At 45.5% G+C, this 12651-nt stretch carries 17 protein-coding genes and 1 pseudogene; 3 read left to right on the top strand and 15 right to left on the bottom strand.

The annotated features are described in order from the left end of the window. Positions 1-357 (top strand): annotated as a pseudogene (locus tag Q0140_RS09670) (hypothetical protein); the annotation flags it as partial. 46 nt (positions 358-403) lie between these two features. Continuing rightward, positions 404-886 carry a hypothetical protein gene (locus tag Q0140_RS09665; protein ID WP_297964109.1) on the top strand — a complete coding sequence of 161 codons (483 nt, stop codon included), beginning with the start codon at positions 404-406 and terminating at the stop codon, positions 884-886. 171 nt (positions 887-1057) lie between these two features. Here the strand turns inward: Q0140_RS09665 and Q0140_RS09660 are convergent, their stop codons facing one another. From Q0140_RS09660 to Q0140_RS09595, 14 genes are all read right to left on the bottom strand, one after another. Next, positions 1058-1231: a hypothetical protein gene (locus tag Q0140_RS09660; protein ID WP_297964107.1), complete on the bottom strand. Its 174-nt coding sequence runs from the start codon at positions 1229-1231 to the stop codon at positions 1058-1060. Continuing rightward, positions 1224-1769 (bottom strand): hypothetical protein, encoded by a 546-nt coding sequence (locus Q0140_RS09655; protein WP_297964105.1) that lies wholly within the window; start codon positions 1767-1769, stop codon positions 1224-1226. The genes Q0140_RS09660 and Q0140_RS09655 overlap by 8 nt, the downstream gene beginning before the upstream one ends. Before the next feature lie 87 nt (positions 1770-1856). After that, positions 1857-2285, bottom strand: a complete 429-nt coding sequence (locus tag Q0140_RS09650) for an HK97 gp10 family phage protein (RefSeq protein WP_297964103.1) — start codon at positions 2283-2285, stop codon at positions 1857-1859. Further along, positions 2286-2726 (bottom strand): hypothetical protein, encoded by a 441-nt coding sequence (locus Q0140_RS09645; RefSeq protein ID WP_297964101.1) that lies wholly within the window; start codon positions 2724-2726, stop codon positions 2286-2288. It abuts the gene before it with no gap. Continuing rightward, positions 2719-3039, bottom strand: a complete 321-nt coding sequence (locus Q0140_RS09640; protein WP_297964099.1) for a hypothetical protein — start codon at positions 3037-3039, stop codon at positions 2719-2721. Before Q0140_RS09640 ends, Q0140_RS09645 begins: the two co-directional genes overlap by 8 nt. Next, on the bottom strand, positions 3036-4265 hold the full coding sequence (locus Q0140_RS09635; protein ID WP_297964097.1) for a hypothetical protein: 1230 nt from the start codon (positions 4263-4265) through the stop codon (positions 3036-3038). The genes Q0140_RS09640 and Q0140_RS09635 overlap by 4 nt, the downstream gene beginning before the upstream one ends. Before the next feature lie 45 nt (positions 4266-4310). Further along, positions 4311-4496 (bottom strand): hypothetical protein, encoded by a 186-nt coding sequence (locus Q0140_RS09630; protein WP_297964095.1) that lies wholly within the window; start codon positions 4494-4496, stop codon positions 4311-4313. Further along, the gene (locus Q0140_RS09625) at positions 4496-4894 is read right to left on the bottom strand and encodes a phage protein GemA/Gp16 family protein (RefSeq protein ID WP_297964093.1); all 399 of its coding nucleotides are present in this window, start codon (positions 4892-4894) and stop codon (positions 4496-4498) included. The genes Q0140_RS09630 and Q0140_RS09625 overlap by 1 nt, the downstream gene beginning before the upstream one ends. Positions 4895-4971: 77 nt before the next feature. After that, complete coding sequence (locus Q0140_RS09620) at positions 4972-5457, bottom strand: host-nuclease inhibitor Gam family protein (RefSeq protein ID WP_297964091.1); 486 nt, start codon at positions 5455-5457, stop codon at positions 4972-4974. A 117-nt stretch (positions 5458-5574) separates the two neighbouring features. Then, entirely contained in the window at positions 5575-5928 is a 354-nt protein-coding gene (locus Q0140_RS09615) for a hypothetical protein (protein WP_297964089.1), read from the bottom strand. 179 nt (positions 5929-6107) lie between these two features. After that, positions 6108-6416 (bottom strand): hypothetical protein, encoded by a 309-nt coding sequence (locus Q0140_RS09610; protein ID WP_297964087.1) that lies wholly within the window; start codon positions 6414-6416, stop codon positions 6108-6110. Beyond that, positions 6413-6670 (bottom strand): sigma factor-like helix-turn-helix DNA-binding protein, encoded by a 258-nt coding sequence (locus Q0140_RS09605; protein WP_297964085.1) that lies wholly within the window; start codon positions 6668-6670, stop codon positions 6413-6415. Before Q0140_RS09605 ends, Q0140_RS09610 begins: the two co-directional genes overlap by 4 nt. Next, the gene (gene nrdD / locus Q0140_RS09600) at positions 6651-6815 is read right to left on the bottom strand and encodes an anaerobic ribonucleoside-triphosphate reductase (protein ID WP_297964083.1); all 165 of its coding nucleotides are present in this window, start codon (positions 6813-6815) and stop codon (positions 6651-6653) included. Before nrdD ends, Q0140_RS09605 begins: the two co-directional genes overlap by 20 nt. A gap of 758 nt (positions 6816-7573) precedes the next feature. After that, complete coding sequence (locus tag Q0140_RS09595) at positions 7574-8101, bottom strand: hypothetical protein (RefSeq protein WP_297964081.1); 528 nt, start codon at positions 8099-8101, stop codon at positions 7574-7576. Between the two features lie 97 nt (positions 8102-8198). Here Q0140_RS09595 and Q0140_RS09590 point away from each other — a divergent pair, with 97 nt between their 5' ends. Further along, the gene (locus Q0140_RS09590; protein ID WP_297964079.1) at positions 8199-11642 is read left to right on the top strand and encodes an acyl-[ACP]--phospholipid O-acyltransferase; all 3444 of its coding nucleotides are present in this window, start codon (positions 8199-8201) and stop codon (positions 11640-11642) included. Positions 11643-11652: 10 nt separating this feature from the next. On the opposite strand, the gene Q0140_RS09585 is transcribed toward Q0140_RS09590, so the two are convergent. Next, positions 11653-12489: a hypothetical protein gene (locus Q0140_RS09585; RefSeq protein WP_297964077.1), complete on the bottom strand. Its 837-nt coding sequence runs from the start codon at positions 12487-12489 to the stop codon at positions 11653-11655. Positions 12490-12651: the final 162 nt, after the last annotated feature.

Genomic DNA, 12651 nt, shown 5'->3' with positions numbered 1-12651 from the left:
CTAAATTTACTGGCTTGCCTTAAGATCGATAAAACCGGCATCGGTATGCCGGTAGCAGAGCGGCTTAAATCGCGCTTTACCTCTCGCGTGAGCGGAGTATATTTTACCGCTAGCGTCAAGGAGGCTTTAGCTCTGAATTTAAAGAAGCACTTTGAGGATAAAAGTATATCTATCCCGAACGATCCCTTGCTTATCGCAGACCTACACGCTATAAAGCGTAAAGCGGGGCAAAAGAGCTTTTTATACGATAGCGATCGAAACGAGCACGGCCATGCCGATAGGTTTTGGGCGTTGGCTTTAGCGCTTAGCTACTTTGAAAAGGTACGCGAGAGGAGGAATAAAGCGTATATAATTTGAAATTTCGGTATAATTATATTTTTATTGCCCTATAATTGGAGATACCATGAGAAAATTTTTTGTCTTTTTATTTATAGTTATGTTTGTATTCAGCGGATGCGAAAGTAGGGATGAAAATGTCAAAGCAGATATAGGAAAATACGAAGATCTTCTTACTAATATGTATATTTTTTATTATAAAAGATATACCCCCGTAATGTGCGCCCACACGCAATATAAAGGATATTTGTTTATCAAATGCTTCGCAACGCTCGGAGATCATACTCAGGGCGGAGTCTATGTTGTAGATGATACCAAAACAAATAAATTCGGAGATTTCGATATTTACGCGATAAACGGCAAAGCTATAACGCATCGTAGAGCCATATTCAAACAAGCCGGCAAAGAGTTTGAGGATTTAAAAATACTGCCTGCTCCATCGCCAAAATGGATAGATCTAAACGAAATACATACCCTTATAGACAACCATCAAAATTTTAAAGGCGAATATACCAAACAAAGTCTTTTTATTGGAAATCTCGCAGAATAACTTATACTTTTAAGGCTTTAAGGTTTACCATTATATTCTATACTTCTTCTTGTATATTTTTTGCGGCGTTGCGGTAGCTCTTCGAATTTAAGACTTTAAAGCAAAAGAAATTCTTACACTATAAAGCAACAATTTGGCGGAACCGAGCGATCCCGCCAAAATAAAGCTGTTTTAGGCCACTATATTTTTGGCTTTCTCCAATACAATATAAAAATCCGTAGTATCGGGATTAGCATTTACAAAATCAAGCGTCTTAATAGACCACTTTTGCAAATGTTTAGCCAGCGCTTTTTCTATAGCTTTATCAAAAGCTACGATAACCTTTTGTTCTTGTTCTTTAGTCATCTCTTCTCCTTTCGCCCGGATTACTCTTTTTTCGCAAAACAAGCCATTTGGCTTGGAACAATATAACTACGTTGATTTTCGATAAAGTTTCTTTCAAATTAACATCTGAAGCTATATCACTGAACAACTCTTTAGTTATATCGTTTCTAGCATAAATTTTTATTTCATTGACATCGCTATTTTTGTCTAATAATAATTTTAGAGCCTCCACAAATACGTTTCGCAAAACTCTTTTTATTTCCGTTTCATTGCCGCCGCTCAAAGTACACTTGGGCGTAATTGTCATATCAAATATTTTAAGCCATCCAATATCAGTATTGGGCAGGGCATGTATAACATCAAGCAGCGCAATAAACTCACCGTTATCATTTTTTAGGGTATAAGCTAAAAATTCCTTTTGCTTTATATCCCTTATTAACCTCTCAACTTTGTTGTTGACATCTTGCGCAAAAACAGCTCCTTCGTCGCCCTTGTTTTCACAAATAACAGACCATTCATCGCGCAGTTCAACCAACTCTTTCTCGGTGGCTAAATCCATATTTATGCTGTTCTCCTTTTGAGGGCTTATAATATATACAAATAATGCTTATAGAAAAATTAAAGACTATGTATATTCTGATTTATTTTAATGTTTCACTAAATCAGTCTTTATATCGTTAACAAGGTTATCTCCTATATCTCCTGCAAGCGCTGCGGTAGCCCTCCGCAATCCTCTTATTTTATAGCCCTCCCAGGCCTTTAAAAGATAGGGATTTGGCTTTTGTCCTTTGATCGATTTTCTGTATCCATACGGCGTCTTTAGCGCGCGAGCTTTTTTAGGCGTTATCTTGCGTTTTTTAGCGCCGTAAAGCCCCGTGCCGCCGTGTACGAACTTAGCATATTTCACCCCTGCAGTATTGCCTATCGTTACGCTTCTTGCATCCACTCTTACGACCATGATATCTCGCTTTAGCCTGCCCGTTTTAATAGGCGCGGTATGCTCTTTAGCTACGTTTACGGTCTCTGCACCCACGCGATAGAGAAATTTTTCTAAAATTTTATTTAAATTTTTCATTCATCCGCCTATCTTGTTTTTCACCCATGCCCCAGCATAAACGATAAGCGCACTCATAGCCTTTTTTAATCCGTCCTCAAAACCCGCCTTAGCAAATTCGCTTAGGCTCTCGCCTATACTTTTTCTATCGCTATCTATGCTAGGAGGCACAGCTTTTAAAAGCCTTAGCCCCTTAAAACTTAAGCCGCATTCGTAATATATCCCTAATCCGCCTTTTTTGGCGACGATTATTTCATTTTCTAAAAGCCACGATACGCTGGCGGCAAAAAATTCCAACTCCGCCATATCAACTGCTTCACTTTTGCCTCCGTTTAAAAACTCCCGCATAGCGTCTTTTACCCCAAAATCCTCGGGAAGCAAAGAGGTTTTTACCGGAAAAGTTTCATAAAGCTTAGCTAAAATTTTACCCGTTAAAATGTCAAATTTGTCTATATTATTCATCCCTGTGCTCCTTGACGTATTGAAGCGCATCCACGAGCGAGCCTTTAAAACTCTCTTTAAATTTATTATGAATGAGTACCCTGAAGTTGCACACTTCCCTCATCATCTCATCATTTTGCGCCGTTTTTACCACTTCGTCCGAGATAGAAGATATATCGAAAAAGCCCATAATCAGGCCCTCTTTAACGCAAAGCGCGGCAAAGGGATATCTATCCGCAAGCTTTTTATCGTAATCCTCTCCCGCCCAGAGCTTATAGCCCTTTTCGTATATGCCCCATTCGGGCTCATCGATGTAAAGAATAAAATCTCTCATTTTTGCCACCACCTTTTAACGATCTCTTGCTTCGATGTTAGGCTTTTTTCCTTAAAATACGCGAGTGCGCCTTTAGCGGGTTTAAAAGCCGTCACTATTCTATCGCCGTCAAATACCATAAAATAGCCGTTGCTGCTTATAGCGTTGCTGAATTTTTCCTCGCCCTTTTGAGGGGCTATGGCGGTTATCGAATTGAGCGCTTTTATTATATCGCTTTTTAACTTGTCGTTTTGTTTTAATCTCTCTTTTAACCCGTGCCCGCCGTTCGCCGCCTTAGAGTCTAGGATACGCTCAACTCCGGTTTTATCAATATGGCGGATAAGTTCGTCCTCCCATAGCGGCTGCGTGTTTCGCATCATCACTCCGCCTTCCTCCTCTTCATCGATCCACACGGGCACCGCCTCGGTACGGCAACGAAAATGATATGGAGGCAGACCGAAGTTTTTAGGTAGGCTCTTGCCTAAAAAGGCCTGATCTCGCCACGCGGCGGCGGCTTTTTTATCGGCCAAGCTATGGGCGTTTAAAATTTTATCCGCCTGCGCGTTTAGATGCTCGGCAGGTATTATGCGCCCGTGCATGCTGCGGCAAATTTTTGTAGTACGATCGTCCAAGATCGCAAGTACCTTGTAAAATTGCACGCCGTATTTGCTTCCTTGCGTCACGGCAGCTACGTTTTGTGCCTGAAGTGCGATATGATCGGCTACTCCTTTAAAATAGCTCTCATCTGCGTTTATAATGGAGCCGAACTCCTCTTTCAGTGCGGAGCCTACCTCCTCGTTTGCAATCTCTGCTTTAAAAACCCGCTCGATAATATCTTTTAGCCTATTCTGCAGCCTTTCGTTGTATTCTTTGCCCATCCAATAAAATCCCTTGCGCATAGCCTCGATCGCTTCGGCATCGACGGTGTCAAAGCTAAATTTAACGGCTTCTTTAATGTGCCCCGCAGCCGCTACGGCAAGCTTTTTGCTCACCTTTTGCGCAAGGATGATATATATGCTTTCTAAATCTTGTGGGCTAACCTCGATATTTGCACTTGCAGCTTTATCTAAGAGTAGCTTTTTTAACGTAGGCGCGTCCGTTTCTTGCGTGCTAAGAGCTACGATTTCATCTAAGATCTGCTCCAGCCTCTGTCTTTGCGTCTGTGAGTAGTTTTGCAACAAGGCTTCTACCTCGCCCTTTGCTTTTAAAATTTTAAATCTTATTAAGGATCTAGCTAAATTTCTCATTTTTTACCTTTTAAATTCACCAAATTTAGGCGGATTTTAAACCTTTTATGCCTTTTTATCTATCTCGTCAATATACTCTACGTAACCCGCCAGATCTTTATCTTTAAGCGGTTTTTCTTCAGTAATCCAGGTATAGCCGCATTTTTCGCAGCGGCGCATACGGATATTTTTTAGCCCCTTTATGGTTTTTAGCACGGCGGTTTTTTCGTGTGCGCACTTCGGGCAAAACACTATCTAGCCTCCCTCATTTTCCTAAGAGCGGCAATAACCCAGGATGCTTGCTTTTTACTTAGCTTTGACACATCGGTGCAAGGCTGCTTAATGATGCGCCCTACAAAGGCTAGCAGTGCAGTTTCGCTTACGTTTACCGCTACTCTTTGCCATATGTTTCTTATAGCAAACACTTGTGGGGCGATCGCTGCGTCCTCAAATCTGCAAGGAGCGGCCTTGCCGTCCATTACCGCTAGCACATTTGCGAGCTCTTTTACGTTTAGCTCGGCGCAGCTGCCCACACCCCAGCTTTGCAAAAATACATCCCACGCCCCTTCTTGCACAGCGTGCTTATGAAACGGGTGCAGATGGATCATTGCTAGAAGTTTTTTGCGGTAAATCTCTTGGGATTTGGTCATCGCTTGTCCTTAAAATTTAAACCTTTTAAAATACGCTTAATGCCGAATTAAACGTATTTTAAAGGGCTTAAAGCCCTTTAATCGTTTTGCAAACTCTCAATTTTCGGCACTATGCGAAAACTATCTTTTACGGTTCTTGTTAGCCCCAGCTTTACGAGATCTTCATCTTTTAGCTCGGCTAGCGCATCTTTATTAGGTTTTTCCTCGTATATAATGCATTCTTTGGCCAATCCGTAGCTTTTGATCGCTTTTAGCAGGCTTTCTACCTTTACTTTGATGCGAGGAAGGCTTACGCTCTTAGTGAGACGGTAGCCGATCTCGCCGAAGGTAAATTCTTTCGAGCGTTTTTCGGCGAATTCGTGCTTATTCTCTTCACAAAAAAACGTAATTTGCTGCTCGATATAGTTTTTCTCACTCTCTAGCCGCTCAACTTCGGCCTTTCTGCTTTCTTTGATGCGGTTGCACTCAAGCGTTACTTCGCCGTTGATTTTCTCTATGCCTACGCTTAGCTCGCATACCCTTTTTAGCGCGATGTCGATATCGCTGAAACTTTTGATTTCCATGGTATTCCTCCTAAAATTTTAAATCTTTTGGCTAGTCCATATTTTATTACGTAGCCGTATCGTAGGCAGATCGGAAGCGTGTTTTTACTCTTCTTTACGATCCGCACCATGCTCTCCTCACTCATCGAAAAGACTAAATTTCAACTCATTTACGCCGAGCTGCCTTGCAAGCTCTCGCTCGTATGCCATGCCCTTGCTATTTTCGCTGCCTTCGCAGGCAAAAAAGTAGTAGTAGCTGCATACCGAGAGGAGCTCCTCGCAGTTTTTCATTATACGATCTCGCTCCAGCTCGCTATACACCCCCATCCATGCAAGCACGGGCGATATAGGCTCGTAGCCGTTGGCGCGCACGATGGCGCAGGCTTGCTCGGCAAGCTTGCGGGCGTAGTAGTCGCGATCTCGATCATGCTTGCATTTGATACTTGCATACGGCGAGCTTACAAATACCAGCCTTGCCGTTCGTTTGTCCATATTTTCTCCTTTCTTTTAAATTTGATTTCGCAGAGGAGCAAAGCCCCTCTTTGCGAGCGGGAGCTACGCTCCCTGCACCCACCTAAAGTTTCAGAAATTTTGCTTCGCAAAATTTTAGATTTTTCAGCGGTTCAGCTTTAGCGCTTATATAGGCTCTTGTAAAAAGAGCCCGATAAACGTTACGCTCCTTGTAAATACTTTAAAATTTTCCCGATATACGGGCTTTCTGCCATCGTCTCATCGGCACAGATATGAAGCCTGCCGAAACAGGCGATTTCCGCGCAAGGTTTTTTGGAGCCATAGAAAAAGCTCACGTAAAATGCCCAGCCCTTTACGAGCTGCTCGCCCTTTACCTCGTCGCGACGCACCGAGCGCAAACCTACGCTTACTGCGGAGGGTACTGCGGCGCTCATCTTTGTGTGCAGCTCTCGAAGAGCTGCGGCGCTGTAATCCTGCGCGCTTAAATTGATTAGATCCTTTAGCTTCAACTTTTTGTCCCCTTTAACGTCCAACCGCTGCCGAGCCTTTGAGCTCTGCATTTTTCGATCTCGGCGAGGGTTTCAAATATCGCTATCCACGCCTTGCGATTTTTGGGATGGCGCAGCTTTGCAAGGGCGGCTCGCTCGATCATCGCTACCCGTTGGACGCTGATGCCGAATATCGCCGCAAGCTCTTTATAGCTGGCGTCGGCATCATCTTTTAGGGCACTTGCGCTTTCGCGCTTACTTAGTGCTAGCGACATCTTTCTTCTCTTCAAAGAGTACGCGCTGCTTATGCTCGCCCACTTTACCAATATTGAAGCTCTCTACCGGGCGCAAGTAGCCCATCACGCGGGTGTATACTATGCACTTGGTGCGTTTGGCTTGTAGCTCTTTTGGAAATTTCATATCCGCTCCTTAAATTTTGACTTTATAAGACGCTCGCACGGGGCGCTTTATAAAGTTAAATTACCGCCTAACTCCGCGCGCAGCGCATTAACGCGAGCCTACGGCTCGCCCCTTGAGCGTGCCAGGGGTTAGGGGATTTTAAGGGGGAAGGGGAGCGCCTCGCAAGTAGCGCCCCTTCCCCCTTAAGAGAAAACGCCGTCACTACCTAAATTCTAGAGGCAAATTCTACATAGAGAAATTTTAAATTTATTACAAAATGAAATTCCGTTTAAATTTTAGCCCGCGATATGTTTCTCTTGGGGCGGGAAGGGGCCCCCATTGCGAGGTCACACCTCTCGCAGAGGGTGGCGCTGCCCCGCAGCACCGCATTGCTCTGCTCGCCCACAAGCCCCACCCATCCCCCTACGACGCTTTAAGTGGTGCAGGCTACGCCTGAGTTAAATTTTACCAAGTAGATGAATACAAAACTGTGATTCTTGCGATATAAAAATTTAACGCGGACTGCAAGGCTCGCCCCTTGAGCGTGCCAGGGGTTAGGGGATTTTAAGGGGGAAGGAGAGCGCTCTCGCAAAACGAGCGTAGCGACGCAAGGTGAGCCCGGCGACGTTTCTTGCGAGCGCAGCGAAGCAGATCAAGTAGCCCCCTAAGAGAAAACGCTGCCGCGACTAAATTCCAGATGTAGAATTCTACATAGCGAAATTCTAGAATTTTAAATTTGTACCGCGAATTTTGCGAGCCGTAAATTTAAAAGCAAAGCTCTAAATTTCAACGTCCATATCCACGGGTTCGATCTGCAGCCCGCGCAGACCCGCGAGCTGCTGCACCGCAGCGTCCGTCTCGGCATTTTTGGGAAGGACGATATGAAAACCGCGATCAAACGCCAAGAAAAAATTCTCCCCACCCGCAGCGATTCGATTTAGCGAACGCGCGGCAAATTGCTCGCTTGCGCGCGGCTCGCCTTTTGAAAACGAGATCGTCTCGTCGTTCGCGACGAAGCTCATCTCCGTGCTCGAGTCTTGCGCGAGCTTAGCGGCAGAGAGATGTTTTCTTAGCATGCGGCGGTAAAATTTCGGATAAAAAATAAGCCACGCCGCACCCAAAATAACCGACGCCACGCTCGCAATCGGCGCCGTTTTTAAAAGCCCGTCGATGATGATGCCCATGAGCAAAAACTCAAACGGTATGGCGTAGGTGCTGACTAGGCGCTGTTTGCGCGCCTTTTTGCTGTAAAGCAGCATAAATTTATTGAGGTTATCGACGTCGCGATTGGTGATACGTACTTTCATATTTTTCCTTTAATTTTTGCGTAATTGTAGCGAAGCCGCCTTAAATTTGCGTCCGTTAACTTCCGTGAGATAAAATCCCGTTTTTAAAGGAGATAGCTTGAAATCTTTATTAAAAATCAACGGATTTTTGCCGTTTTTGGCGATTATGTTTATCAACGCAAGCGTCGATCTGGGCCATAAGATCACGATTCAAAACGTCCTTGTAAAAAGCGCCGATTCCGGCGCTCTCATCGCCCTTACCTCGCTTGTAAATTTGCTGATTTTGCTGCCTTACGTATTTCTTTTTAGCGCCAGCGGCTATCTCAACGACAAATTCTCGCGCACCCGCATTACGCGGATCTGCGCGAAACTCGGCGTCGCGCTTACCGCGCTCATTACGCTCGGTTATGCGTGCGGGTGGTTTTATTTCGCATTTTTTATGACGATCCTGCTTGCGGCGCAAAGCGCGATCTACTCACCCGCCAAATACGGCCTGATTAAAAAGATCGTCGGCGCGAAAAATTTAGGCGCGGCAAACGGCCTCGTGCAGGCTCTTACCATCATCGCGATTCTGCTTTCATCGCTTGTTTTTTCGGTGATTTTCGAGCTGTTTGCAGCTCGCAGCAGCGACGCGGGCGAGCTGATGAGCTCGGTTTGGTTCATCGGCGTGCTTTTGGTCGCGGGCTCCGTGCTTGAAACATACTACTCGTATAAAATTCCATTCTTCGACGCCGCGCAGCCGCAGGCGGAATTTAATACGAAAGAATATCTCCGCCTGCGCTACTTGAAGCAAAATTTAAAATTTGTAATCAAAGATAAAAACGTCCTGCTCTGCACGCTGGGACTTTCGATGTTTTGGGCAGTCTCACAGCTCGTGATCGCGACCTTCCCGGCTCACTACAAGAGCCTTAGCGGCAGCGACAACGTAATGGTGATCCAGGTAATCTTAGCTCTTAGCGCGATCGGAATCGCGTTAGGCTCGATCTTTGCGGGCAGCTACTGCAAAAAACATATTGAGCTCGGTATCGTGCCGTTCGGCGCATTCGGTCTGGCGCTCGCGCTAATGGTGCTAGCCAACGCGCACTCGGTATTTTGGCTCGGTACGGCATCGTTTTTCTTCGGATTTAGCGGCGGAATTTTCATCGTGCCGCTCAACGCCGTCATTCAGTTTTTCACCGCCGATGAGCGCATGGGGCGGGTGCTTGCGGGCTCAAATTTCATCCAAAATATCTTTATGGTGCTGTTTTTGCTCATCGCCATCATCTTGGTGCATTTTGCGGTCGCCAGCGGCGAAATTTTCGTTATGGCTGCTCTTTGCGTACTTATCTGCGGGATCTTCGGCGCGAAATATCTGCCGCAGCTTTTCGTTAGAATTTTACTCATTCCGTTTATGAAATTTGGCTACCAAGTCCACGTAGACGGCATCGAAAACATCCCGCAAAAAGGCGGCGTACTGCTTTTGGGCAACCATATCAGCTGGATCGATTGGGCGGTGGTACAGCTTGCCTGCCCGCGCGGGGTGCGCTTCGTGATGCATCGCAGCTACTACGATCTGTGGTATTTGAAGTGGTTTTTTAAAATTTTCCGCGTCATTCCGATCGGAGCGGGCGTGAGCAAAAGCGCGATCGAAAGCATCCGCGAGGCGCTAAATGCTGGTGAAGTAGTGGGGCTCTTCCCCGAGGGCCACATCAGCTACAACGGCCGCATAGACGAGTTTCAGGGCGGATTTGAGCTAGCCGCGCACGATACGAACTCCGCAATCGTGCCTTTTTATATCAGAGGGCTTTGGGGATCGACATTTTCGCGCGCCAGCGAGCATTATAAAAGAACGATCTCGCAAAGCGGCAAAAACGCGCTTCGCGTAAGCTTCGGCGCGCCGATCGAGGCAAATTCCAAGGCGCACGAAGTAAAGCGCGCGGTAACGGAGCTGTCGTTTTTCAGCTGGGGCAAATACCTCGCAAGCTTAAAGCCGCTTGCCTACAACTGGCTAAATCAAGCCAAAAGATCGCCTTTTAAGCGCGTGGCGGTCGATAGCACTGGAGTGAGCTTCACAAATTTAGCGATGATGAGCGCCGTTTTGATACTTCGTAAAAGACTAAAGAGCCGCATAGGCAGCGAGGAAAACGTAGGTATCGTTTTGCCTAGCTCGGTCATCGCAAGCGCCGTAAATTTAACGCTTTTTGCGATGGGCAAAACGAGCGTAAATTTAAACTACACGCTAAGCGAAGAGAACTTAATCTACTGCGCGGATAAAGCAAATATCCTCACGATCATCAGCTCGCGCAAATTCGTAGAAAAGCTCAAATCAAAGGGCTTTGAGCTGGAAAGTTCGATCGGCGATCGGCTCGTGTATCTTGAAGATCTAAGTGAGGGCACCTCTAAAAACGAGCGCATAGCCTGCGCGCTAAAATCGCTGCTGATGCCTAAAATTTTATTTCGCGCGCTGTATTTTAAGCCGCACGCGATAGATGACGTAGCGACCATTTTATTTAGCAGCGGCAGCGAAGGAAAGCCCAAAGGTGTGGTTCTGACGCATAAAAATATAATGGCGAACGTCCGTCAAATTTCAGAGCTCATAAACGCTACCGAGCACGACGCGATTTTAGCGTCGCTGCCTATCTTTCACTGCTTCGGACTTACCGTAACGACGCTCTTTCCGCTAAACGACGGAATTTTAAGCATCCACGTGCCCGATCCTACGGACGCCTTTAGCGTCGGCAAGATGAGCGCAAAATACGGCGCTACGATAATGTTCGGCACTTCGACGTTTTTTAGGCTTTACACCAAAAACAAAAGGCTCAATCCGCTTATGCTGGGAAGTATCCGTCTGGCGATTGCGGGCGCGGAGAAGCTAAACGAAAACGTCCGAAAGGAATTTAAGATAAAATTCGGCATCGAAATTTACGAGGGCTACGGCACGACCGAGACTGCGCCGGTGGTGAGCGTAAATACGCCGAACGTCCTCGAGCCCGATTTTTTCAAAGAGCTTCACTTCAACCGCGAAAAGAGCGTCGGCTTGCCGCTTGCGGGCACGGTCATAAAGATCACCGATCCCGCCTCGCTTCAGCCGCTATCAAACGGGCAGGAGGGGCTTATCTTAATCGGCGGACATCAGGTTATGAAGGAGTACTACGATGAGCCGGTAAAAACCGCCGAAGCGATCGCGCAAATAAACGGCGTGCGCTACTACAAGAGCGGCGACATCGGCTATATCGACGACGACGGGTTTTTATTTATCACCGACCGCCTTTCGCGCTTTGCCAAAATCGGCGGCGAGATGATCAGCCTGGGCGCGGTAGAGAGCGCCGTGGGCGAAATTTTAGGCGAAAGCGCGATCTATTCGTGCGTAAACCTAAAAGACGAGAAAAAGGGCGAGAAGATCGCTCTGCTTTACGTGGGCGAGGCGAGCGAGGATGAAATTTCGCGCCGCCTGAAGGACTCCGCGCTGGCGCCGATAATGCAGCCAAGCGTCGTGAAAAAGGTCGAGCAAATCCCGGTGCTCGGCAGCGGCAAGGTAAATCTCAAAGCGGTAAAGGATCTGGCGATAGAGCTGGGGCTTTAGGGCAAAAAGACTAAATTTTTATAAAGTGCAATGCTAGACTAATTAGCGAAATTACCAAAGATAGAGTGCAAATCATATAAATTTTAATGCTACTTTTAGTTTGAAGTTTGCGCAAGATTTCAGAATTTTGTGCTATCAAAGCTGCATTCTTTGCTATAAGCTCGTCTTGCTTGGTGTCTAGATTATTTTTATCATCTAGATTTAAAATAATCTTCTCAATATTTTTTGCATTACTAGTAATTGCTGCTTCTTGAGCGTCATCGATTTGAGCTTTACTATTTAGCGTAGTGTAAATTTGATTAATTTGTTGAGACATTTGCTCATGTTTATCGTCAAGCCTTGCCTGGTCTACTGCAAATTTTTCTGCAGCGTCTACAAGACTACGAAACGCTTTTGCACTCTCATCACTTAATTTGATAATATTTCCATTTGCATCTTTTATCCCGTTTTCAAATAGAAATGCCATAGCACGGTGTAGCGATAACGAGAATTTGCTTGTCATTTGCGTAAATTTTATAGATTCTCGTATAATTTCAGAAAGCTCGTCAATCGCATCATTCTGGCTAATTTGAGCTTTGTTTGTAAGCCTTAGTGCATCGGCTAGTTTATCTTCTCTACTCTTGCCGCAAATACCGAGCGTTATTAAATTTTTTATATCAGATCCACCTATGTCCAAGCCCTCGGCATCCGATGACAGACGTTTTGCCTTTTCTATTTTTTCTTTAGCTCCTTGGATATTTAAAAATATCTCTTGAGCTTTTTTTCTTGCTAATTCATCTAGCTCGTCTTGCGACATTTTTTCTAGAACTTCGACCGATATAGTCTCGTCCCTTACTAAATTTTCCATTTTTACTTCTCGATTGTTTTATTTAGTTTAATTCTTAAATTCTGCATCTTATCGATAAAATTCGATACCGCCATGCTTGTTTCTTGCGAACTATCACGCACTATGCGTATCGTATTCGCTAGCTTTGTTATACTTTGTTTCACATCTACGAAGAACTCGTCG

This window comes from uncultured Campylobacter sp. (assembly GCF_938045405.1).
Lineage (GTDB): Bacteria > Campylobacterota > Campylobacteria > Campylobacterales > Campylobacteraceae > Campylobacter_B.
This window is presented reverse-complemented; position numbering and strand designations above follow the sequence as displayed.